Origin of the sequence: Leucobacter fengyongliangi (assembly GCF_050971685.1) — a bacterium.
GTDB lineage: Bacteria > Actinomycetota > Actinomycetes > Actinomycetales > Microbacteriaceae > Leucobacter.
On the sequence record NZ_JBPCEU010000009.1, the window covers coordinates 67,894 to 90,866 of the forward strand.

Here is a 22,973-nt window from a genome sequence, read left to right on the forward strand (position 1 = left end):
GTCAAGCGTGATTCACCGCGTTAGTACCCGGGTGCCGCGGGAAGACCGAAGTACTCCTCAAGGTTGACGATACCCTTCGCGCGCATATCGGTGGCGATGTCGATGCCCACGTAGCGGAAGTGCCAGGGCTCGTAGATGTAGCCCACCACGCCCTGCTGCCCGTTGTCGTAACGCAGGATGAAGCCGAACTGGTGCGCATTCTCGCGCAGCCACAGGCCCGTAGCGGTCTCCCCGAAACACGACATGAAGGCGCAGCCGGAACCGTCGTCGAGGTCGGCGGCGAGCCCGGTCTGGTGCTCGGAATGGCTGGGCCGTGCCGAATAGGTCTCGGCCGCGGCGACTCCGTCGCGGGCTGCGTAGTTGTTGAACAGGCTGGTCTGCATCCAGTAATCGCGATGCGCGCTCGTGATGATGAACGGCACGCCTGCTGCGGTCGCCGACTGATACATCTGCTGCAGCGCACCCGCAGCCTCGGATCGCAGGGGCTGCCCGTTGGTATTGGGGATGCCCTGCGGCATCACGAGATCACTCGGTGCCCACTCGGCAGGCTGCAGTGGGCGCTGCTTGTTCACGACGACAGTGATCGAGTTTGGGTCGTCGAGACTTCCTTGCGGTGCCGGGGCCTGCTCGGGTGTGGGTTCCGGTATCGGTTCGGGCGCTGGCTCGGCAGTTGGGGTGGGTGTGGGTGTGGGTGTGGGAGTGGGAGTGGGTGTTGCCTTCTCCGGTGGATCGGGTCGCTCAGCCGCGACTTCGCCGCGGCTGCCGTTCGCCGCAACCGCCCAAGCTGTGGCTCCGCCACCGAGCACCACGAGAAGAGTGACCGCTCCGGCGATGAGGGCGCGACGCTTGCGCGCGAGCGTCCGCGCCGGCCGGCGGCGGAGGTGCGACTCAGGGAGTGCGGTTGCACCCGGAGCTTCGGGGGTGGTCTGATCCTTGCGTGCCGGGTTGGTGGGGTCTTCAGGAGGTGAAATCGACATCAGCTGTTTCCGTGAGTTTCTATGGGGCACTGCGATCCTACGTCAGGAGGCTGGTTCCAAGGTCGCCCCGGGTCGGCCGCGCTAGACTCCATGTCGTGGCTGCAATCAATCTCGGAATGCCGAAAGTACCCGAAGTTCTTGCCCCGCGGCGCAAGTCCCGCGAGATCAAGGTCGGGTCGGTGATGGTGGGCGGAAACGCGCCGGTGTCTGTGCAATCTATGACGACGACCCCGACGACCGACATCAACGCGACACTGCAACAGATCGCCGAGCTCACGGCTTCCGGCTGCGACATCGTGCGCGTCGCGTGCCCGAGCCGGGATGATGCCGAGGCGCTGCCGATCATCGCGAAGAAGAGTCAGATTCCGGTCATTGCTGACATTCACTTCCAGCCCAGCTACGTCTTCTCGGCCATCGATGCAGGGTGTGCGGCGGTCCGCGTGAACCCAGGCAACATTCGCAAGTTCGACGACCAAGTCGGCGAAATTGCCCGCCGAGCAAAAGCCGCGGGAGTGTCGATCCGCATCGGTGTGAACGCTGGATCGCTTGACCCGCGTCTGCTCCAGAAGTACGGCAAGGCGACCCCCGAGGCGCTCGTCGAGAGCGCAGTATGGGAGGCGTCGCTGTTCGAGGAGCATGACTTCCACGACTTTAAGATCTCGGTCAAGCACAACGACCCAGTTGTGATGGTCAAGGCATATCGGCAGCTCGCAGAGCGGGGCGATTGGCCGCTGCACCTCGGCGTGACCGAGGCCGGCCCCGCCTTCCAAGGCACCATTAAGAGCGCGACCGCGTTCGGCATCCTGCTGTCCGAGGGCATCGGCGACACGATCCGTGTGTCACTGTCGGCGCCTCCGGTCGAGGAAGTAAAGGTGGGGCTGCAGATTCTGCAGTCGCTGAATCTTCGCGAGCGCAAGCTCGAGATTGTGTCGTGCCCCTCGTGCGGACGTGCGCAGGTCGACGTGTACACGCTGGCGGAAGAGGTTACGAAGGGCCTCGAGGGAATGAGCGTGCCCCTGCGCGTGGCCGTCATGGGCTGCGTGGTGAATGGCCCGGGCGAGGCGCGCGAGGCCGATCTCGGGGTCGCATCCGGCAACGGCAAGGGCCAGATCTTCGTGAAGGGAGAGGTCATCAAGACTGTTCCCGAGAGCGAGATCGTGCGCACTCTGATCGAAGAGGCCAACCGTCTCGCCGCCTCAATGCCCGCGAGCGAGACGGGCACACCCGAGGTGGTCACCGTTTCGTGAGTGACACCGTTTCGTGAGCAATACTGACGCGCGCGCGTCGGTGGGCGCGCCAGATCCCGAGTTGAGCGACGCACTGTCGTCGTTGCTCGACGAGGCTGGCGTGACCGCGCACAGGAAATTGGTATCGCGGATCCTGGCCACGGGAATCGGGCTTGGCCTCGATGACACCGAACGGCTTGACCTCAAGATCTCCGCTGCAGCCCTCGAAGAAATGCGTGAGGCGTTTCAGGTGTTCGCAGCGCATCGCGGTGTGCCGAAGGTCACGATCTTCGGATCTGCGCGCACACAGTCGCACGATCCACTTTTTGAGCAGGCTGAGGGCGCGGCCCGTGGTCTCGCGCTTCGCGGGTGGATGGTGGTTACCGGAGCCGGGCCGGGCATCATGGAGGCGGCAACCATCGGGGCCGGGCCCGAGCGTTCGCTCGGAGTGTCGATCCGGTTACCGTTTGAGGAGAAGCCCAACGCTGTTGTCGCCCACAACGGGCGACACGTCTCGATGAAATACTTCTTCACTCGCAAACTGATGCTGGTGAAGGAATCGCGCGGATTCGTGTGCCTGCCTGGCGGCTTCGGCACGATGGACGAGACGTTCGAGCTGCTCACCCTGCAGCAGACCGGCAAGATGATGCCCGTGCCGATCATCTTGCTGGATCGGCCTGGTGGAACATTCTGGCGCGGATTCGAGCGCTTCGCGCTTGAGCAGCTCGAGGGCAGCGGGGTTATCTCACCCGGAGATCTCGACCGAGTGTTGATCACCGATTCCGTCGAGGAAGCCGTGGCCGAGGTCACGGGCTTCTGGCGCAACTATGACTCGCTGCGCTGGGAAAAGGAGCGCCTGGTTATGCGGCTCAGGGTGGCACCGACCGTCGCGGAGCTTGACGAGCTGAACCATCGCTTCTCGGGAATCTTGGAGTCCGGTCGCATCGCACACACTGATCCGCTTCCGGCGGAGTTACGTGACAACGACCGGCTTCACCTTGCTCGAGTGGTGCTGGTTCCCAAACAGCGTGCCGTCGGAGAACTCCACCGCCTGGTTCGCGCGCTCAACTGCCTCGCATCTGCCCCGGATGAGATGGGGCTCCCCGGTGCGGAGGCAGAGGGCGGCGACTCGGGGACGACGGTGCCCGCCGAACGCCGGAGTGACAAGGATCCGGTTGAGCCAGGTCTTCCTCAGGATCCGCTCGCCGATTGACCGCTCCCTACGTACTGTGCGAGATGCTGCCCGGTCAGGGTTGATTGTGTCGCAACAAGCTCTGCTGGCGCGCCCGCGAACACCACGCGGCCGCCCGCCAACCCGGCACCCGGACCCAGGTCGATGAGGTGATCGGCGTGTGCCATCACCGCCTGGTGGTGCTCGATGACAATCACCGTTGTGCCGGCATCGACCAGACGATCGAGCAGCGCGAGCAACTGCTCGACATCGGCCAAGTGCAGGCCAGTCGTGGGTTCATCGAGTACAAAGATCGAGGCATTCTCTGCCATCGCGATGGCAAGCTTGAGGCGCTGTCGCTCTCCGCCTGAGAACGTCGAGAGGGGTTGCCCGAGCGTCAAGTACCCGAGGCCCACATCGACCATGCGCTCAAGGATCTTTGCGGCCTTCGCCACCTTCGATTCGGGCGCAGCAAAGTACTCCCGAGCCTCGATCACGCTGAAGGCGAGTACCTCGACGATGTTCCGTCCCCCGAGTCGATAATCGAGCACATCGCTCTGGAACCTCTGCCCCTCGCACACCTCGCACACGCTCTCGACGCTCGCCATGACACCCAGGTCGGTGGTGATGACTCCGGCACCCTTGCACTCAGGGCACGCGCCCTCCGAGTTTGCGCTGAAGAGTGCCGGTTTGACCCCGTTCGCCTTCGCGAACGCACTGCGAATCGGGTCGAGCAGTCCGGTGTACGTCGCCGGGTTGCTGCGGCGCGAGCCCTTGATCGTGCCCTGATCCACCGTGATCACCCCGTCTCGATTCGCCACCGAACCGTCGATGAGGGAACTCTTGCCGGATCCGGCGACTCCGGTGATGACGGTCAGCACCCCGAGTGGAATGTCCACCTCGAGATCGCGCAGATTGTTGCGGGTCGCGCCACGAATCTCCAGCACACCGGTGGGGGTCCGCACTGCGGGCTTCAGTCGCGCCCGGTCATCCAAGTGCCGACCGGTTACGGTGTCGCTGCGGCGGAGGCCGTCGACGGTGCCCTCGAAGCAGATTCGCCCGCCCGACTTGCCTGCCCCTGGGCCGAGATCGACGACGTGGTCGGCGATCTCGATCATCTCGGGTTTGTGCTCGACTACGAGCACCGTGTTGCCTTTATCGCGGAGACGTAGGAGCAACTCGTTCATGCGTTGAATATCGTGTGGGTGCAGGCCGATGCTCGGTTCGTCGAAGACATAGGTCACATCAGTGAGGCTCGAACCCAGATGTCGGATCATTTTCGTTCGCTGCGCCTCACCACCTGAAAGCGTGCCTGCCGGGCGGTTGAGACTCAGATATCCGAGCCCGATCTCCACGAATGACGTGAGCGTGTCGCGCAGGTTCGCCAGCAGTGGTGCGAGCCCGCGCGCCTGGGGCTTCGCAGCGAGATCGGCGATCCACTGCGCGAGGTCACTGATCTGCATCGCGCAGGCATCGGCGATATTCACCCCCTCGATGCGCGATGAACGCGCGGCCTCGCTGAGGCGCGTGCCCTCACACTCGGGGCAGATTTGAAAGGTGATCGCTCGATCCACAAACGCGCGAATATGCGGTTGCATCGCCTCGCGATCCTTCGAGAGGAACGACTTCTGGATCTTCGGAATGAGGCCCTCAAAAGTGACGTTAATGCCGTCGACCTTGATTTTGGTTGGGGCTTGATACAGCAAGGCCTCGAGCTGCTTCGGGGTGAAGCTTCGGATCGGGGTGTCGGCATCGAAGAATCCGCTGGCGCGATAGATGCGCCCGTACCAGCCGTCCATGCTGTACCCCGGGATGGTCAGGGCTCCCTCGCTCAGGGTCTTTTCGGCGTCAAACAGCGCGGTGAGGTCGAAATCGGATACGCTGCCACGACCCTCGCAACGCGCGCACATGCCGCCCGTGATGCTGAACTCGCGCCGCTCTTTCACCGTGCGACCGCCCTGAGTGTGCGTGAGTGCACCGGCGCCGCTCACCGTGGCGACGTTGAACGAGAAGGCCTGCGGTCCGCCAACATGGGGCTCGCCCAGTCGGCTAAACAGGATGCGCAGCAACGCGTTCGCGTCGGTCGCGGTGCCCACGGTGGATCGCGGGTCGCTGCCCATGCGCTGTTGATCGACGATGATCGCCGTCGTGAGTCCCTCGAGCACGTCGACATCGGGGCGTGGAAGCTGGGGCATGAACCCCTGCACGAACGAACTGTATGTCTCGTTGATGAGGCGCTGAGATTCGGCGGCGATGGTCGAGAAAACCAGCGAACTCTTGCCCGATCCTGACACGCCCGTGAAGACCGTGAGGCGGCGCTTGGGCAGTTCGACGTTGATGTTCTGCAGGTTATTTTCGCGTGCGCCCAGCACTCGGATCGTGTCGTGCGTATCAGCGGGGTGCGGTGTATCCATGGCGACAGGGTACTCGCTCGGTCGGGATCAGAGTCGATACGCTGTTGGCTATGCGCCCCGACACTCATGCTCTGGCAGTGAAGAGACCCGTTCGCCTCGGGTACCTGGCTGCGGCGCTGCTGGTGTGCCTTGCGGCCCCGGCGTTTTTTGTCGCCGAGATCGCGTGGCTGGGGTGGGTGCTGCTCGCGGCGGGGCTTGTCAGTGCGTGGATCGCGGAGCGAATCGAGGGTGGGCGAGCCGGGGCGAACGCGCCGGCGATCCACCAACCCGAGATGATGCCGCGACCAGCGTCGCTGCTGCGCGACCTGTCACTGATTGCGATCGGCCTCGCGATCGTGCGTTCGATTCCCCTCGCCGCCGAGCTCGACAACTTGGCGTTCGTGCGGTTTACGCTGGCCCTCGGTGGGGCGGTGCTCGTGCCGTACCTCATCTCGCGGTATGTCTACCGCGACCGCGCGACCGGGTTTCCATGGCGCGGGCGTCAAGCGGCATCACAGAGTGATGTCGCAGCCCGCGGTGCCGCCCACGGCGGCAGCCCACGGAGCGAAGCGCGGGGTGGGGGGCGTCTAGCGGCATCACAGAGTGATGTCGTAGCCCGCGGTGCCGCCCACGGCGGCAGCCCACGGAGCGAAGCGCGGGGTGGGGGAGGTGGACAGTGGGGTCTCCTGCACTGGGGGTGGCTCGTCGCGGTGCTCGTGCTCGGTTGGCTGATCCTGCCCTTCTATTTTATCGGGTCGGGGGTCTACCAGAACTGGCCGGTGGTCGACTCGCCCGAACTCATCGCACGACTCTTCGTGGGTGTCGGTGCCGTCGGCATCTGGGATGAGCTCTTCTTCATCTGCACAGTGTTCGCGCTGCTGCGTCGGCACTTTCCCGACTGGCTGGCAAACGGGCTGCAGGCTATCGTCTTCGTCTCGTTCCTCTGGGAACTCGGCTACCGCGCCTGGGGCCCGGCGCTCACGATCCCGTTTGCGCTCATTCAGGGGTGGATCTTCGTGCGCACACGATCGCTGTCTTACGTGGTCACCGTGCACCTATTGTTTGACGCGGTCGTGTTTGCGGTGCTCGTGCACGCGCACAACCCCGACTTGTTTGCGATATTTCCGACGGCACCGTAGATCGGCTGATTGGGGGCGTGGCGGCGGCACCTGCCGCCACAGTGGGTGCGGCGAGCTCGCTGCGGCTAGCCGAGAAGGTGCGCGAGCCTGCGCACTGCGAACTCATACCCTTGAATGCCTGCGCCCGCGATCACGAACTCGGCGATGGGGGAGATGTAGGAGTGGTGACGGAATTCCTCGCGCGCATGGACGTTGCTCAGGTGCACCTCTGCGACGGGAAGAGCGACACCAGAGAGCGCATCGCGCAGGGCGATCGACGTGTGCGTGAGGGCACCCGGGTTGATGACGATGGCATCGCAGTCGGTTCGGGCGGCGTGGATCGCGTCGATCAGCACACCCTCGTGGTTGCTCTGTACCGCGCGCACGCCGAAGCCGAGCCCGTCTGCGGTTTCGGTGACCAGGTCAACGATGTCGTCTAGGGTGTCGGTACCGTACACGCCGGGCTCGCGCACGCCGAGCAGGTTGAGGTTCGGCCCGTTCACGAGCAAGATCTTCCGCGTCATGCCCCCATGCTACCGATCGGCATCCATTCAGTGCGGCTGCGCTACCGTTGAAGCGTGAACGAGACCACCGTGCAGCCCCTGCCCGCCAAGAGCTTCGACCCGCGCACCTTTCGCGACAAGCCCGTCTCGTTCGTGCGCCGCAGCGGGCGGATGACGCCCTCGCAGGAGCGTGCGTGGGAGGATCTGGGCCCGCGCTACCTGGTTGAGCTGCCCCGCGGGCACGCGGTGACGAGCATTTCGGAGGATGCCAGGCTGCACCCCGCCGAGGCATTCGGCCGTGATGCCCCTCTTGTCGTCGAGATCGGCTCGGGGCAGGGGCACGCGATCGTGCACGCGGCGAAGGAGCGCCCCGAGCACAACTTCCTCGCGATTGAGGTGTTTCGTGCGGGGCTTGCCCGCACGATTATTCGCGCGGATTGGGCCGAGACCGAGAATCTGCGACTCGTCGAGGCAAACGCGCCCGAGGTGCTGGATCAGGCGTTGCCCGCGGGGTCAGTAGATGAGCTCTGGGTCTTCTTCCCCGACCCGTGGAAGAAATCTCGGCACACCAAACGTCGTCTCGTGTCGGAAGACTTCGTGCCCACGGCACAGCGTGCGCTCAAGTCGGGCGGCGTATTGCGGCTCGCGACCGACTGGGCCGACTACGCGAAGCAGATGAGGGAAGTCTTGGACGCGGCACCAGGCTTCGAGCGCGCCTTCGACGGCGACTGGGCCCCGCGTTTCGAGGGCCGGGTGCTCACCGCGTTCGAGGAAAAGGGCGCAAAGGCTGGGCGGGACATTCGCGACCTCACCTACCGCCGCACAGAAGCGATCCTGTAGCTCTGGGATCGCCGAAAGCCTCTAGCCCGCGGCGTAGGCCGCAGCAACCGAGTCGCGAAGCTTGCGCGCGAGCGTAGGTGGCCCGGCGATGAGCAGCGGCTCCCCGGGGAGGGTATCGCCGTCGCGGCCAAGAATCTCGGCTCCCGCCTCGCGCGCGATGAGCACGCCAGCGGCGTAGTCCCACGGTTGCAATCCCCGTTCGTAGTAGGCATCGAGTCGCCCCGAGGCGATCATGCAGAGATCCACCGACGCCGATCCCATACGGCGAAGATCCCGAATCTGGGGGATGATGCGCCGCGCGACGTTTGCCTGTTCGGTTCGACGTTCCAGCGTGTACCCAAAGCCGGTACCCACCAGGGCGAGGCCGAGATCCTCTTCGGTCGAGACAGCGACGGCCACGCCGCCCAACATGGCGCCACCGCCCTCGAAGGCGGTGAAGAGTTCGTCTGTGACCGGGATGTACACGGCCCCCGCGATTGCGCGTCGCCCGTCGTGGGTATTGCCTGACTGCAGGCCAGCTGCCGAACCATCGGCCACGGTGGCCGCCACGCTCACGCCGTAGGCGGGCAGCCCGTACAGGTAGTTCGTGGTGCCGTCGATCGGGTCGATCACCCAGGTGATACCTGTGGTGCCAGACAAGTCGGCACCTTCCTCCCCGAGAAACCCATCATCGGGGCGTGCCGCCAGGATTCCGGCGACTAACAGTTCTTCTGCCTCGCGGTCTGCCGCGGTGACGACATCGGTGAGGCTTGATTTCGTGGCCGCGACATCGACTCCCTGCTCGCGCATCGCACGGATCCGCACTCCGACGCTTCTGGCGAGTTCACCCGCAAGACGAGCCAATTCGGAGGGATCAACGTGCAGTGCGGGGGTGGGGGCGCCAGGCATGACTCCGAGCCTACTCGCGCCGATCCACCCCCGCACATCATAGGGGCGGGCCCAGACGACGCTGCCTGGACCCGACCCGCTTGGTGAGGTGCTTCGCCTACTTGGCGATCGCAACCTCGGTCTCATCGAGAGCGTAGGCCTCTTCCCCGTGGATCGAGTCGATCCCGCCCTCTTCCACCTCGACTGGCACTCGCAGCCCGGTCGCGAGCTTCACGCCGAAGGCGATGAGCAGCGAGACCACGAAGCTGTAGAGAGCGACCGCGAGAACCGAGATTGTCTGCACCAGCAGCTGCCCGCCGTCGCCACCGGTGAAGAGGCCGGTGTCGATCGCAAAGAATCCGAGGTACAGGGTGCCGATGACGCCGGCGACCAGGTGCAGCCCAACCACATCGAGCGAATCGTCGAACCCAAGGCGGTACTTCCAGTCGATCGCGATGGCGCTCGCGGCTCCTGCGATCAGGCCGAGGAGCAGACCCCAGATCGGAGACACATTCGCGCAGGCCGGGGTGATTGCCACGAGACCGGCGACAGCACCCGAAGCTGCGCCGATAACGCCCGGTTTGCGCCCGCGGGCCGCGTCTGTGAGGAGCCAGCCGATGATACCCGCTGCCGGGGCGGCGATCGTGTTGACCACGATGAGCCCGACCTGCACGTCGTCGCCGGCGGTGCCAGCGTTAAACCCGATCCAGCCGAACCACAGGAGCGCTGCACCGATGGTCACGAGTGGCACGCTGTGTGGGCGGTGTGAGCCGCGGGCGAAGCCAACTCGCTTGCCAGCCACCAGCGCCAGTGCCAGTGCTGCGGCACCCGCGTTGATGTGCACGGCCGTGCCACCTGCCCAGTCAATGACCTCTGCGGTGCCGAGCATGGTGCCAAGGGTCTGGATCCATCCACCGCCCCAGACCCATGCGGCGACGGGGAAGTAGACGAGTGCAGCCCAGAATCCGGCGAACAGCACCCATGAGCCGAGGCCGACGCGGTCTGCGATTGCGCCCGAGATCAGGGCGGTGCTGATCATGGCGAAGGTCACGCCGAAGCCGGCGCCGACGAAGCCCGCCGGGTCAGTCGAGATGAGGCCGAAATCCTTCAGCGGATCGCCCGCCCAGATCGGCGCCTCTCCGTCGGCGAAGTACGTCATGCTGTACCCGAAGATGATCCAGAGGATCCCGACCACGCCCATTGCGCTCAGGCTGAACAACATCATGTTGACGACGGATCGCACCCGCACAAGCCCGCCATAGAACAGGGCCAGGCCCGGGGTCATCAGCAGCACCAGTGCGGTGCTGGTAACCATCCAAACGGCATTTGGAGTCATGTCTGCCGCCTTTCTCCGACAAGCTGCCGGGGTTTGAGAGATCGTGTGCAGTCAGTTTGCGCGCCGGGTGTTTCGACAGCGTTACGCGTCAGTTGCCCGGGCGTAACCGTTTTCGAACAGCTTCGCGCCCGGCGTTGTCGAACAGCAGTGGTGGATCGCGCAGACGTCAGGCCGATCCACTGTGCGCCGGCGCTGCAACTCCTGGTAGGCTGTACAGGTTGCCGTCAGAACGGCCGCGGATCGAGAGAGCCACAACATCGTGTTATTGGCGCCGCGCAACAAACGAAAGGGAGCCCCTATGTCATTGAACGCAGAGGTCAAGAAGTCCATCATCGATGAGTACGCAACCAAGCCCGGTGACACCGGTTCTCCCGAGGTGCAGGTGGCAATGCTCACCCAGCGCATCAAGGATCTGACCGAGCACCTGAAGGAGCACAAGCACGATCACCACTCGCGTCGTGGTCTGCTGCTGCTCGTGGGCCAGCGTCGTCGTTTGCTCGGATACCTGCAGCAGGTCGACATCGCCCGTTACCGTTCGCTCATCGAGCGCCTGGGCCTGCGCCGCTAGTCGCGCACGCTCGAAGCCAGAAGCCCCGTTCCGTTTGGAGTGGGGCTTTTGGCGTGCCCGCCTGATTCTCGCGTGTCACTCGTGTGCCACTGGTCTGTCACCGGTGTGTCCCCGGTTGGCGCTCAAGGCTCAACCGGCAGTGTGACCTCTATCCGGCAGATGATGCGAGATTCTGCAGGTTGAAGGTGACTCTGAAGGTAGGAAGTCAGCGAACGCAAATGGCCCGCGCCTGCCGAAGCAGAGCGCGGGCCATTCCGAGGATCACCCGAAGACTAGATCTTCGAGGAGGCATCCTTCAGTACGCTGCGGAGAATGCCACCAATTTCGGCGAACTCGGCCGGGCCGATCGTGAGCGGCGGCGCGAGCTGGATGACGGGGTCTCCCCGGTCGTCAGCGCGGCAGTAGAGGCCGGCCTCCCAGAGTGCGGGGGAGAGGTAGTCGCGCAGCAGGCGATCCGACTCCTCGGCGTTGAAGGTTTCCTTCGTCGCCTTGTCTTTCACGAGCTCGATGCCGAAGAAGTAGCCCTCGCCGCGCACGTCACCGACGATGTCGATGTCGAGCAACTTCTCGAGCTCGGCACGGAACAACGGGCTGTTCTCGCGCACGCGACCGTTGAGGTCTTCTTCCTCGAAAATATCGAGGTTTGCAAGCGCAGCCGCGGCTGCAGCCGGATGGCCAGCGAAGGTGAAGCCGTGGTAGAAGGTGTTCTCGACCGAGTTGAACGGTTCGGATACCTTGTCGCTCACGAGCATCGCGCCCAGGGGCACGTAGCCCGAAGTGATGCCCTTGGCCGAGGTGATGATGTCGGGCTCGTACCCAAGCGCCTTCGACGCGAAAAAGTCGCCGATGCGGCCGTAGGCGCAGATGACCTCATCGCTGACGAGCAGCACATCGTACTGATCGCAGATCTCACGCACGCGCTTGAAGTATCCGGGGGGAGGCGGGAAGCAACCACCCGAATTCTGTACTGGCTCGAGGAAGACGGCCGCCACGGTGTCTTCACCCTCGAAGAGAATCGCCTCTTCGATGCGGTTCGCTGCCCACTGGCCGAACGCCTCGATGTCGTCAGACGGCGCGCCGGCCTCGCTTGCGCGGTAGAAGTTGGTGTTGGGCACGCGGTGACCACCCGGGGTCAGGGGCTCATAGAACTTCTTCATGTCGGGGATGCCGGTGATAGCCAGCGCGCCCTGCGGGGTGCCGTGGTAGGCAACCGCACGCGAAATCACCTTGTGCTTCATCGGCTTGCCCTGGATCTTCCAGAAGTGCTTGGCCAGCTTGAAGGCTGACTCAACGGCCTCGCCACCACCGGTGGTGAAGAACACCTTGTTCATCTCGCCGGGTGCGTAGCTCGACAGGCGCTCGGCCAGCTCGACGGCGGCCGGGTGCGCATATGACCACAGCGGCATGAAGTCAAGCTGCTTCATCTGCTTCGCTGCGGCCTCAACGATCCGGTCGCGGCCGTGGCCGGCGTTGACGACGAACAGGCCCGAGAGGCCGTCGAAGTACTTCTTGCCCGATGCGTCGTAGATGTGGTGACCTTCCGCGCGCGTCACGACGGGGATGCCGTCGTTCAGCACCTTGCGGTTGGTGAAGTGAGGCCACAGGTGTTTCTTGGCGCTCGCCTGAAGGGCCGTGGTGTCGGCCTGGGCTGTTGGATCGTAAGACATGGTTATCGTGTTCCCCAGTCGTATTTCTGTTTCTTCAGTTGGAGGTAGACGAACGTCTCGGTTGTCGAGACGCCATCCAGGGCCCGGATCTTGTGATTCAGGAGTTCAATGAGCGCGTCGTCGTCTTCGCAGACGACTTCGGCAAGGATGTCAAACGAGCCTGCGCTGAGGACAACGTAGTCAACCTCGGGCATTTCGGAGAGTCGGTCGGCAACGACTCGGGTATCACCCGAGACCCGGATCCCGAGCATCGCCTGGCGACTAAAGCCGAGGCGCATCGGGTCAGTGACCGCGACGATCTGCATCACACCCGCCTCGGTGAGCTTCTGCACGCGCTGACGCACGGCCGCCTCACTGAGACCAACCGCCTTGCCAATTTCAGCGTACGAACGACGGCCATCAAGCTGCAGTTGCTCGATGATCGCCTTCGAGGTCGCGTCAAGCGCGACGTTGGTTCGTTTGGTGCTCACACCACTGATCTTGACACCTCGTCGGCAAAAATGCAAAGGAATTCGCAGAGAAGAGGCACCTGCCCAGCTGATTTTCGAAGTTGCCTAGTGTTTGGGCGGTCGATTTCATCTAGGCTGGTTCGCATGCGCCTACTACAGAACTTCATCAACGGTGATTTCGTTCCATCCGAGTCTGACCAGAGTTTTGACGTGATCAATCCGGTCACGGAGGAAGTCATTGCGACGGGTCCGGTCTCCTCTGCTGCAGAGGTGGATCGCGCCTATCGCGCCGCCCAATCGGCCTTTGAGGGCGAGTGGGGTGCGACCACCCCGCAGCAGCGTTCACTTGCGCTGCACAGGATCGCCGCTGAAATGGAACGCCGCGCTGACGACTTTGCCGACGCGGAGTCACTCGACTGCGGGAAGCCACGGCACTCGATCATCGCTGACGAGATCATGCAGTCCGTCGATCAGCTCCGTTTTTTCGCGGGAGCTGCCCGCAACCTTGAAGGTAAGGGCGCGACCGAGTACCTTGCTGGCCACACCTCGTATGTGCGCCGGGAGCCCATCGGGGTCGTCGGTCAGGTGACGCCGTGGAATTATCCGCTCAACATGGCGGTGTGGAAGATCGGGCCCGCGCTCGCGGCGGGAAACACGATCGTGCTGAAGCCGGCCTCGGTCACCCCGCTCTCGACACTTCTCCTCGCCGAGATCACCCAGGGCATTCTGCCCCCGGGAGTCTTCAACGTCGTTCTTGGCGATCGTGTGACGGGACAGGCCCTGACCGAGCATCCGGTGCCCGAGCTCGTCGCGATCACCGGCTCTGTGCGCGCGGGCATGGAGGTCGCGCACTCGGCAATTGACGGCATGAAGCGCACGCACCTTGAGCTCGGTGGCAAGGCGCCGGCGGTGGTCTTCGCCGACGCTGACATTGCGAAGACCGCCGAGGCTATCGCGACAGCCGCGTTTTTCAACGCAGGCCAAGACTGCACGGCCGCGACCAGGCTCATTGTGCAGGCCAGCGTGCACGATGAGTTAGTTTCCGAACTCAAACGCTTTGTGGAATCGACGGTCACGATTGGCCCCGATGTTGCCGAGCCCTTCTACGGGCCGATGAACAACGACCGCCAGTTTGCGAGCGTGCTGGGGGTCATTGAACGGCTGCCAGAGCACGCGACGATTGTCACCGGCGGGACGCGTATCGGCGAGTCGGGATACTTCATCGCGCCCACCATTGTGACCGGCATGCGTCAAGACGACGAGGCTGTGCAGGAGGAAATCTTCGGGCCGGTACTCACCGTGCAGACGTTCGAAACCGAATCCGAGGCGCTTGAACTGGCCAACGGCGTGCGCTATGCGCTTGCCGCCTCAGTGTTCACGAAGGACCACGGCACCGCCATGCGACTGACCAAGCGCCTTGACTTTGGGTGTGTGTGGGTCAACACGCACATTCCCTTTGTCTCTGAGATGCCGCACGGTGGCTTCAAGTATTCCGGCTACGGGAAAGACCTCTCGATGTACGGATTCGAGGACTACACCCGCATTAAGCACGTCATGCACTTCCTTGACGAGTAGCCAGATCCACTAGCGGATCATGAAGCCCCTGCCACCCGGATAGGGTACACGTGCTTCATTCACGACGAGATTCACTCCCAAAGCGGGGATTTGCAACTGATTCCGTAGCTCGAGTTTCGACTGTGTAACTGTTTCATGAAGAATCTTCGGATTTGGGTGCGGTGAGGTTGTCTCATAGGGCGCACCTGTGACATTCTCTGATTACCGACCCCGGCGAGGACGCCACTGGCGACTCGAACGGGATCCATTAGCTGTAAACGAGTCAAGGAGTCCCCTCGTGGTACGTCGCATCCCCCAAGACCCCATCGTCCGCGATCTGGTGAGCATGGTTCGCCAGTCTCAGTTCAACCGGCGCGCCCTCCTGCGCGGCGGCGCTGTCGGTGCCGCGGGTGCCGGCGCGCTGGCTCTGAGTGCTTGCGCGGGCGGAGGTGGCGCGGGGGTCGAGCAGGGCGACGGCTCTGCGGGCTCGATCGTCTGGGGCAACTGGACCTACTACCTCGATTACGATGAGGAAACCGGCACCTGGCCAAGTCTCGATGCGTTTATGGCACAGACCAACATCGGTGTCGAATACATCGAAGACATCGACGACAACAACACGTTCTACGGCAAGATCAAGGATCAGCTGGCGCTCGACCAGTTCACCGGGTACGACACCATCACTCTGACCGACTGGATGAATGGCCGCCTGATTCAGGACGGGCAGGTTCAGGAACTCGACGCGGCGAACATGCCGAACACGAAGAACCTCCTCCCGTCGCTACTGAACAGCCTTGACCTCGACCCGGGTCGGAAGTTTACGATGCCGTGGCAGGCTCCCGCCTCGGGGTTCGTCTGGAATACCGAGGCAGTGCCGAACGGCATCATGACCCTCGACGATTTCCTCCGCCCTGAGCTCAAGGGCAAAGTGGGCGTGCTCACCGAGATGCGCGACACGATGGGCATCATCATGTCGGCGCAGGGTGTCGATACTGCCGGGGCGTGGGGTGATGCCGAATTCGACGCTGCACTCGCATGGCTTGACGACGCGATCCAAAGCGGTCAGATTGCGCAGATCAAGGGCAACTCCTACACGCAAGACCTGGAGCAGGACGTGACGCTCGCGGCGATCGCGTGGACCGGTGACATCGCGATCCTGAACGCTGAGCAGGGTGAGCGGTGGACGCTGGAGGTGCCCGAGTCGGGCGGTATGATCACCGCTGATTCGTTCACCGTTCCCAACGGCACGAGTGCAGAAAACAAGGCCCTCGTCGAGGAACTCATCAACTACTACTACGAGCCTGAGGTCGCGGCGGAGGTCGCCGACTACGTGTGGTTTGTGACTCCGGTTGTCGGTGCACAGGAGGCAATGGAGAAGGTGAACCCGGATCAGGTCAACAACCCGCTGATCTTCCCCGACGACGAAATGAATGCCCGACTGAAGGGGTTCCGCACGCTGACCCCGCAGGAAGACAAGAAGTACACGAGCGACTTCAACAAGGTTCTGGGGCTCTAAAGATGGCCGATGTGCAGGCATTCGCCGAGGCGGGAGCCGACCTGGAATTGGTCGGAATCCAGAAGCGGTTTCCCGGGTTTACCGCGATCGAGCACCTCGACCTGAAGATCCCCGCAGGATCGTTCTTTGCGCTTCTCGGGCCTTCTGGCTGTGGAAAGACCACGACACTTCGCCTCGTTGCGGGTCTCGAGGATCCCACCGCAGGCAATATCCTGATCGGCGGGAAAGACGTGACCGCGTTAAAGCCGCACAAGCGGCAGGTCAACACGGTGTTCCAGTCATACGCGCTCTTTCCGCACATGACGATTCTCGAAAACGTCGCCTTCGGCCTGCGCCGACGCAAGGTCGCTGATCCACTCGCGAAGGCGCATGATGCGCTGAAGCTTGTGGAACTCGATCACGTGGCGGATCGCAAGCCAGCACAGCTCTCAGGCGGCCAGCAGCAGCGCGTGGCACTCGCCCGAGCTGTCGTCAACAGGCCGGCGCTTCTCTTGCTCGACGAACCGCTCGGAGCGCTTGACCTGAAGCTTCGGCGCCAGATGCAACAAGAGCTGAAGCAGATTCAGCAGGAGGTCGGCCTGACGTTCCTCCACGTCACACACGACCAGGAGGAGGCCATGACCATGGCCGACACCGTGGCCGTGATGAACAAGGGGCGCATCGAGCAGATGGGAGCTCCTGCGGAACTGTATGAGCTACCCCGCACGGTCTTCGTCGCCAACTTCCTGGGGCAGTCGAATCTCTTCGCGGTGCAGGTGGTCGGGGGCACCGATCAGGTGCTCCACACCGACCTGGGGGGCCACCGCATCACGCTGCTTCGCAGTCGCAGCGCCCGAGACTCCGGAACGATCACGGTGGGCGTGCGCCCGGAGAAGATGCGGCTGCACACCCAGGCTCCGCCTGAGGATCCAGCGGTCAATGTCATCGGCCCTGGGCGCATCACCGATGTCTCCTTCACTGGCGTAAGCACTCAGTATTCGGTGCAAGCGCCGGAATTTGGGGAGGTGCAGGTCTTCGCGCAGAACGTCGAAGCGGGCCCCGCCGCTCACCTGGGTGACACTGTGTGGCTCAGCTGGTTGGCAGAACATACCTTCGGGCTCGCCGATGACCGACTTGATACGGGAGCTCTCAACGGCGACTTCTCGACTCGGGCCATCGCCACCCAGGCGAGCCTCGCGGAGTAGGGGGAGGCTATGGCTTTCACCGCTTTTGCCGGGAACGCGCCGGTTATCGAGCAGGCACCGCGTACGCGCTCATGGACGGCCCTGGTGCTGCTGGCACCGGGCATCGCCTACATGGCACTGTTCTTCGTTGCGCCGTTCATTCAACTCATCATCACGTCGCTGCAGATGGCACCCGAAAACGCGGGCATCGGCGAGTACGTTACGGCCTTCCAGATCTCCAACTACGGCGCAGCGATTGCCGAGTACTGGCAGCATATTCTGCGGTCGTTCGTGTACGCACTCGTCGCGACCATCGCCGGGTTGCTGATCAGCTACCCCCTGGCCTACCTGATCGGTGTGAAACTGCGCCCGTTCCCGATGCTCCAGGGCTTGGCCCTGATCCTCGTGATCGCGCCCTTCTTCATCAGCTTCTTGCTGCGCACCCTCGCGTGGAAGCAGATACTGCCCGCCGAACTCATCGGCACCGATTTCTCAGTGATTTTTGGCTTGACGTATAACTTCATACCGTTCATGACGTTACCCATCTTTGCCTCGCTCCAATCGCTTGACCTGCGCATGTTGGAGGCGGGTTCTGACCTGTATGCGTCGCCGGTGACCACGTTCTTCAGGGTCACGCTGCCGCTGTCGATGACGGGGGTGGTGTCGGGCACGCTGCTCAGCTTCATTCCGATGTCGGGTGATTACATCAACGCGTCGCGCGAGTTCCTCGGTGGCACCGGAACCGCGATGATCGGTAACGTCATCGAATCGAACTTCCTGTCGTCCCAGAACTATCCAATGGCGGCAACGCTCTCGGTGATCCTGATGGCGATCATTCTCGTGATTGTCGCCACCTATGTGCGTAGGAGTGGAACGGAGGATCTGCTGTGAGAAATTTCAGTCTCGGCAAGGCGTTCGTTCCGACGGTCGGAATCATCGCGCTCATCTACTTACTGCTGCCGATTTTCTGGGTCATCGTGTTCTCGTTCAACGACGCGGGACGCAATAACATCACCTGGCGAGGGTTCACACTCGACAATTGGATGAATCCCTGCGGCGCTCCCAATGTCTGTCAGGCGTTTGGCAACAGCATTCTCGTCGGCGTTGTTGCCACGATTGCCGCGACCGTGCTCGGAACCATGATCGCGATCGCCCTCGTGCGCTACAAGTTCAAGGGTCGCTCGACGGTCAGTCTGCTGCTGTTCACGCCCATGGCCACCCCCGAGGTCGTCTTGGGTGCCGGTCTTGCGGCGCAGTTCCTGCTTGCAGGTGTCGAGAAGGGCATCGGCACGATCATCCTCGCGCACACGATGTTCTGTGTCTCGTACGTCGTGGTGGCAGTCAAGGCCCGCGTGGCAGGACTGAACCCGGCCATCGAGGAAGCGGGACGCGATCTGTACGCCTCGCCAGGTCAGGTGTTCTGGCGAATCACTCTCCCGATGCTCATGCCCGGCATCATCGGGGCGGCTCTGCTGAGCTTCGCATTGTCGTTCGATGACTTCATCATCACGAACTTCAACTCGGGCACGGCAAGCACCTTCCCGAAGTTCATCTACACCTCAGCACTTCGCGGGGTGCCCGCGCAAGCAAACGTGCTTGCCGCGATGGTGTTCCTCACCGCGATCATCCTCGTTATCGCGGTACAGATGTCGCGCATCAACCGAGCAAAGCGGCTTGCGAAGGCCGCGTAGCGACTCCACAGTGGATCGGCCGCGTGCCCTGGCCATGCCAGAGCCGTGGCCGATCCACTGTGCGTGAGGCCGCCCGCTGTGCCGCAGGAAGGTAGGCTTGCAGGATCATGCTTGATCTCGATCTCGGTAGCCGCATCCGCGCGGTGCGCTCTACATACGCTGACATTGCCGCTGTCATGGACCTGCCGAAGCTCGAGCGCGAGATCGGTGAACTTGAGGAGCAGGCCGCCGTGCCCGGCCTCTGGGATGACCAGGAGGAGGCGCAGCGCGTCACCAGTGGCCTGAGTCACCGCAAGGCGCGGGTCGCGAAACTGCGCGGGGTGCAAAACCGGCTCGACGACCTTGAGGTGCTCATCGAGTTGGCCCAGGAAATGGACGACGACGACTCCGCCAACGAAGCGAAGAGCGAACTCGCGGCCATCGAGGCGCTCGTGGGAGAACTCGAGGTGCAGACAATGCTCTCGGGGGAGTACGACGACAATCCGGCGGTGGTGACGATTCGATCGGGTGCAGGTGGTGTCGATGCGGCCGACTTCGCCGAGATGCTCCAGCGCATGTACCTGCGCTGGGCCGAAAAGCACGGGTATCGGGTGCAGGTCATGGAGACGAGCTACGCGGAGGAGGCCGGCATCAAGTCGACCACCTTCGAAATCGATGCCCCCTATGCCTTCGGCACACTCTCGGTTGAGGCCGGCACGCATCGTCTGGTGCGAATGAGCCCTTTCGGCGCAGCAGGCAAGCGACAGACCAGCTTCGCCGCGGTCGAGGTGATTCCATTGATGCCCGAGGCTGTTGAGGTTGAGATTCCCGAGGGCGACCTGCGCATCGATGTGTACCGATCGAGCGGTCCTGGGGGCCAGTCGGTGAACACCACCGACTCGGCTGTGCGCATCACCCATATTCCTACCGGCACCGTGGTGTCGATGCAGAACGAGAAGAGTCAGATTCAGAACCGGGCCGCCGGCATGCGTGTGCTGCAGTCCCGACTGCTGCTGCTGCAGCGCGAGGAGGAAGCCGCGAAGAAGAAGGAGTTCGCGGGCACCATTACCGCGAGCTGGGGCGATCAGATGCGCAGTTACGTGCTCGCTCCCTACCAGATGGTCAAAGATTTGCGCACCGAGCATGAGGTGAACAACCCCCAAGCGGTGTTCGATGGAGACATTGACGGCTTCATCGCGGCGGGCATCCGGTGGCGCTCGCTGGGCAAAGCGAGCTAAGACCTGCCCGCTCCTCCGCGAGTCGCGGGGGAGGAGACCACAGCTCGGCGTAAGGTCGATCCGTCATGATCCTCTTTGAGAACGTCAGCAAGAAGTACCGGGGCACTCAGCGCCCGGCGCTTGACCGCGTCAACCTGCGCGTCGATCGCGGTGAGTTCGTCTTTATTGTCGGGGCCTCGGGTTCCGGCAAGTCGAGCTGTCTCAGGCTTATCCTGCGCGAGGAGCAACCCTCTAGCGGCAGCATCCACGTCTTGGGTCACGACCTGAGTAAGATCTCGAGCCGCAAGGTGCCCTACTTCAGACGCAACTTGGGCGTGGTCTTCCAAGACTTTCGGTTGCTTGCGAACAAGACGGTGTACGACAACGTGGCCTTCTCTCTGCAGGTGATTGGGAAATCGCGCGGCTTCATTCAGGAAGCGGTGCCAGACACACTCAAAATGGTGGGTCTCGAGGGCAAGTTCAAGCGCTTCCCGCACGAGCTTTCGGGTGGCGAGCAACAGCGCGTCGCGATTGCCCGGGCTATCGTAAACAAGCCCGCGATCTTGCTCGCCGACGAACCGACCGGCAACCTCGATCCCGCGACGAGTCTCGGCATCATGCAGTTGCTGCGTGCAATCAACGCCTCGGGTACCACGGTCGTCATGGCGACGCACGAGGCGACGTTTGTCGACATCATGCAGCAGCGTGTGGTCGAGCTGTCGCAGGGTGTTGTCGTGCGCGACGAACAAAGCGGCGGGTACGGCGAAACGGCCTCCATTCCGTTGGCGGATCTCACGGCCGCTGGTGCGCAGGTGTTGCGTGCGAGTGAAGATGTCGTGCGTCAGACTCTTGCCCCTGAGCCCGGCCCCGAGACAGACGGTGCCGAGGCATTGGATGCCGGGCCAGCTCCGTCCGCGCAGTCCACCGCGACCATTCCTGACAGCTCGGCAGAGGCCGCGCCCACGATGGTGAAGCCAGTATCCACGGCACCAGCGCAACCGGCCGAAGCGCTCGCGCTGCCTGAGACACCTGACGATCTCGACCGCACCGTCCGCGCGACTCGGGCCCCCGGTTCCCGTATCCCGGCGTTCTTGGAACCCGGCGAAGACATGGACCCGGTGCGTCTGGCCGAGCGTGGAAGCTTGGCCGAGCGACTGGGGCTGAATGCCCGAGATGACGACGATCAAACAGATGTGGGGCCCGTGCGATGAGGGTGGGGCTTGTTCTCGGCGAGGTGTGGAGCGGTCTCCGTCGCAATCTTTCCGTGGTGATTTCTGTCGTACTTGTGACCTTCGTGTCGCTCACCTTCGTGGGGGCCGCGATCCTGATGCAGCTTCAGGTGCAGCAGATGAAGGCGTTTTGGTATGATCGAGCCCAGGTGGCGATTTACCTGTGCACGGACTTCGACCAGAGTGCAACCTGTTCGGGTGACGATGTGACACCGGAGCAGATCACGGCCATCGAAGAGGCGCTGAACTCTCCCACGCTGCAGCCGTACATTTCCGAGTATTTCTTTGTGGATCACGATGAGGCCTACGCCGAGTTCACTGAGCAGTTCGCCGGTAACCCGATTGTCGACATCACGACCCCCGAGCAACTCAACCAGACGTTCTGGCTGAAGCTTGAGGATCCATCACGGTCGGCAATTATCCAAGAGACCTTCACCGGCATTCCCGGAGTGCAGAGCGTGACCGATCAGCGCAGTCTGCTCGATCGCATCTTCCTCTTCCTCGGTGTGGCCAGCTACACCGCAATCGCCATCGCCGGTCTCATGCTGGTCGCTGCGATGCTGTTGATCTCCACCACCATCCGGCTGTCCGCCTTCTCCCGCCGCCGCGAGATTGGGATCATGCGGCTCGTCGGTGCGTCGAACCGGTTCATCCAAACTCCGTTCATTCTTGAGGGCATCATCTCGGCGCTCATTGGGGCGGTGCTCGCGGGAGTGGCATCGGTGGCCGTGGTGAAGTTCTTCGTACAGGACTACTTGGTGGTCAATCTGCCCTTCACGAGCTACGTCACGGTAGAGCAATCGCTCATTGTTCCACCGATCTTGGTGGGCATCGGTGTTGTGCTGTCTGCGATCGCCGCGAAGATCGCGATCAGCCGATACCTGCGCGTCTAGAACGCCAGGTCCTCGCACGGCCGCGGCGGTAAGCTGAGAGTCCGTGTAGCGATCCACTGTGGGAAGAAACTGGGGTATCCGATGCCGAAAGAGACCGGTCAGAAGTTGATCGCGTCGAACAAGAAGGCGCGGCACGATTACCACATCCTCGACACGCTCGAGGCCGGAATGGTGCTCTCCGGCAGCGAAGTGAAGTCGCTGCGAATGGGGCGCGCATCGTTGCTCGACGGCTATGTGTTTATCGAGAACGGTGAAGCATGGCTCGATGCCGTCTACATTCCCGAGTACCTGAATGGATCGTGGACGAATCACGCGCCCAGGCGTAAGCGCAAACTGCTGCTGCACCGCCAACAAATTGACAAGCTGTATAGCAAGACGCGCGAAGGTGGCATGACGATTGTGCCGCTGCAGCTGTACTTCTTGAACGGCCGCGCGAAGGTGGAAATTGCACTCGCGAAGGGCAAGAAGGAATACGACAAGCGCCAGACGCTGCGCGAACGACAGGATCGGCGCGAGGCGGAGCGTGCGATTTCTTCGCGAAAGCATCTCGGTGAATAGTTCGCGCTTTGCGTTTGGGAATTAGAGGCCTAGAATGAGGATTGCAGTATTTAGAATG

General features: G+C 62.9%; 21 protein-coding genes. 14 read left to right on the forward strand and 7 right to left on the reverse strand.

From position 1 onward, the window contains the following. Positions 1 to 20 precede the first annotated feature (20 nt). Positions 21 to 977, reverse strand: a complete 957-nt coding sequence (locus ACR0R4_RS08275) for a M15 family metallopeptidase (RefSeq protein ID WP_433646872.1) — start codon at positions 975 to 977, stop codon at positions 21 to 23. 95 nt (positions 978 to 1,072) lie between these two features. Between ACR0R4_RS08275 and ispG the strand changes: the two genes are divergently transcribed. After that, positions 1,073 to 2,224 carry a flavodoxin-dependent (E)-4-hydroxy-3-methylbut-2-enyl-diphosphate synthase gene (gene ispG, locus ACR0R4_RS08280; protein WP_433646873.1) on the forward strand — a complete coding sequence of 384 codons (1,152 nt, stop codon included), beginning with the start codon at positions 1,073 to 1,075 and terminating at the stop codon, positions 2,222 to 2,224. A gap of 13 nt (positions 2,225 to 2,237) precedes the next feature. Next, positions 2,238 to 3,416 carry an LOG family protein gene (locus ACR0R4_RS08285; protein ID WP_433646874.1) on the forward strand — a complete coding sequence of 393 codons (1,179 nt, stop codon included), beginning with the start codon at positions 2,238 to 2,240 and terminating at the stop codon, positions 3,414 to 3,416. On the opposite strand, the gene ACR0R4_RS08290 is transcribed toward ACR0R4_RS08285, so the two are convergent. Next, positions 3,395 to 5,788, reverse strand: coding sequence for an ATP-binding cassette domain-containing protein (locus ACR0R4_RS08290; protein ID WP_433646875.1), 2,394 nt, complete (start codon positions 5,786 to 5,788; stop codon positions 3,395 to 3,397). The two genes, ACR0R4_RS08285 and ACR0R4_RS08290, sit on opposite strands and share 22 nt — an antisense overlap. A gap of 272 nt (positions 5,789 to 6,060) precedes the next feature. Here ACR0R4_RS08290 and ACR0R4_RS08295 point away from each other — a divergent pair, with 272 nt between their 5' ends. Next, positions 6,061 to 6,906 carry a CPBP family intramembrane glutamic endopeptidase gene (locus ACR0R4_RS08295; RefSeq protein ID WP_433646952.1) on the forward strand — a complete coding sequence of 282 codons (846 nt, stop codon included), beginning with the start codon at positions 6,061 to 6,063 and terminating at the stop codon, positions 6,904 to 6,906. 65 nt (positions 6,907 to 6,971) lie between these two features. Here the strand turns inward: ACR0R4_RS08295 and aroQ are convergent, their stop codons facing one another. Beyond that, positions 6,972 to 7,409, reverse strand: coding sequence for a type II 3-dehydroquinate dehydratase (aroQ, locus tag ACR0R4_RS08300; RefSeq protein ID WP_433646876.1), 438 nt, complete (start codon positions 7,407 to 7,409; stop codon positions 6,972 to 6,974). A 54-nt stretch (positions 7,410 to 7,463) separates the two neighbouring features. Between aroQ and trmB the strand changes: the two genes are divergently transcribed. Beyond that, entirely contained in the window at positions 7,464 to 8,228 is a 765-nt protein-coding gene (gene trmB / locus ACR0R4_RS08305) for a tRNA (guanosine(46)-N7)-methyltransferase TrmB (RefSeq protein ID WP_433646877.1), read from the forward strand. A 21-nt stretch (positions 8,229 to 8,249) separates the two neighbouring features. Here trmB and ACR0R4_RS08310 read toward each other — a convergent pair whose 3' ends face one another. Continuing rightward, on the reverse strand, positions 8,250 to 9,116 hold the full coding sequence (locus ACR0R4_RS08310; protein WP_433646879.1) for an inositol monophosphatase family protein: 867 nt from the start codon (positions 9,114 to 9,116) through the stop codon (positions 8,250 to 8,252). A 97-nt stretch (positions 9,117 to 9,213) separates the two neighbouring features. After that, the gene (locus ACR0R4_RS08315; RefSeq protein WP_433646880.1) at positions 9,214 to 10,431 is read right to left on the reverse strand and encodes an ammonium transporter; all 1,218 of its coding nucleotides are present in this window, start codon (positions 10,429 to 10,431) and stop codon (positions 9,214 to 9,216) included. Positions 10,432 to 10,729: 298 nt separating this feature from the next. On the opposite strand from ACR0R4_RS08315, the gene rpsO reads away from it, so the two are divergent. Next, the gene (gene rpsO, locus ACR0R4_RS08320) at positions 10,730 to 10,999 is read left to right on the forward strand and encodes a 30S ribosomal protein S15 (protein WP_433646881.1); all 270 of its coding nucleotides are present in this window, start codon (positions 10,730 to 10,732) and stop codon (positions 10,997 to 10,999) included. Positions 11,000 to 11,271: 272 nt separating this feature from the next. Here the strand turns inward: rpsO and ACR0R4_RS08325 are convergent, their stop codons facing one another. Together ACR0R4_RS08325 and ACR0R4_RS08330 are read right to left on the reverse strand one after the other, a co-directional pair. After that, the gene (locus tag ACR0R4_RS08325) at positions 11,272 to 12,666 is read right to left on the reverse strand and encodes an aspartate aminotransferase family protein (protein WP_433646883.1); all 1,395 of its coding nucleotides are present in this window, start codon (positions 12,664 to 12,666) and stop codon (positions 11,272 to 11,274) included. 2 nt (positions 12,667 to 12,668) lie between these two features. Beyond that, complete coding sequence (locus ACR0R4_RS08330) at positions 12,669 to 13,136, reverse strand: Lrp/AsnC family transcriptional regulator (RefSeq protein WP_433646884.1); 468 nt, start codon at positions 13,134 to 13,136, stop codon at positions 12,669 to 12,671. A 123-nt stretch (positions 13,137 to 13,259) separates the two neighbouring features. On the opposite strand from ACR0R4_RS08330, the gene ACR0R4_RS08335 reads away from it, so the two are divergent. From ACR0R4_RS08335 to smpB, 9 genes are all read left to right on the forward strand, one after another. Beyond that, positions 13,260 to 14,690, forward strand: coding sequence for a gamma-aminobutyraldehyde dehydrogenase (locus ACR0R4_RS08335; RefSeq protein ID WP_433646885.1), 1,431 nt, complete (start codon positions 13,260 to 13,262; stop codon positions 14,688 to 14,690). Positions 14,691 to 14,967: 277 nt separating this feature from the next. Further along, positions 14,968 to 16,185, forward strand: coding sequence for an ABC transporter substrate-binding protein (locus ACR0R4_RS08340; protein WP_433646886.1), 1,218 nt, complete (start codon positions 14,968 to 14,970; stop codon positions 16,183 to 16,185). Positions 16,186 to 16,187: 2 nt separating this feature from the next. After that, the gene (locus tag ACR0R4_RS08345; protein ID WP_433646887.1) at positions 16,188 to 17,369 is read left to right on the forward strand and encodes an ABC transporter ATP-binding protein; all 1,182 of its coding nucleotides are present in this window, start codon (positions 16,188 to 16,190) and stop codon (positions 17,367 to 17,369) included. A gap of 9 nt (positions 17,370 to 17,378) precedes the next feature. After that, positions 17,379 to 18,239, forward strand: a complete 861-nt coding sequence (locus ACR0R4_RS08350) for an ABC transporter permease (RefSeq protein WP_433646888.1) — start codon at positions 17,379 to 17,381, stop codon at positions 18,237 to 18,239. Beyond that, positions 18,236 to 19,039, forward strand: coding sequence for an ABC transporter permease (locus ACR0R4_RS08355; protein ID WP_433646890.1), 804 nt, complete (start codon positions 18,236 to 18,238; stop codon positions 19,037 to 19,039). Before ACR0R4_RS08350 ends, ACR0R4_RS08355 begins: the two co-directional genes overlap by 4 nt. A 107-nt stretch (positions 19,040 to 19,146) precedes the next feature. Beyond that, positions 19,147 to 20,256: a peptide chain release factor 2 gene (gene prfB, locus ACR0R4_RS08360; RefSeq protein ID WP_433646892.1), complete on the forward strand. Its 1,110-nt coding sequence runs from the start codon at positions 19,147 to 19,149 to the stop codon at positions 20,254 to 20,256. 65 nt (positions 20,257 to 20,321) lie between these two features. Further along, entirely contained in the window at positions 20,322 to 21,446 is a 1,125-nt protein-coding gene (gene ftsE, locus ACR0R4_RS08365; RefSeq protein ID WP_433646893.1) for a cell division ATP-binding protein FtsE, read from the forward strand. After that, positions 21,443 to 22,357, forward strand: coding sequence for a permease-like cell division protein FtsX (gene ftsX / locus ACR0R4_RS08370; RefSeq protein WP_433646895.1), 915 nt, complete (start codon positions 21,443 to 21,445; stop codon positions 22,355 to 22,357). Before ftsE ends, ftsX begins: the two co-directional genes overlap by 4 nt. A gap of 81 nt (positions 22,358 to 22,438) precedes the next feature. Then, complete coding sequence (smpB, locus tag ACR0R4_RS08375; RefSeq protein WP_433646897.1) at positions 22,439 to 22,915, forward strand: SsrA-binding protein SmpB; 477 nt, start codon at positions 22,439 to 22,441, stop codon at positions 22,913 to 22,915. Positions 22,916 to 22,973: the final 58 nt, after the last annotated feature.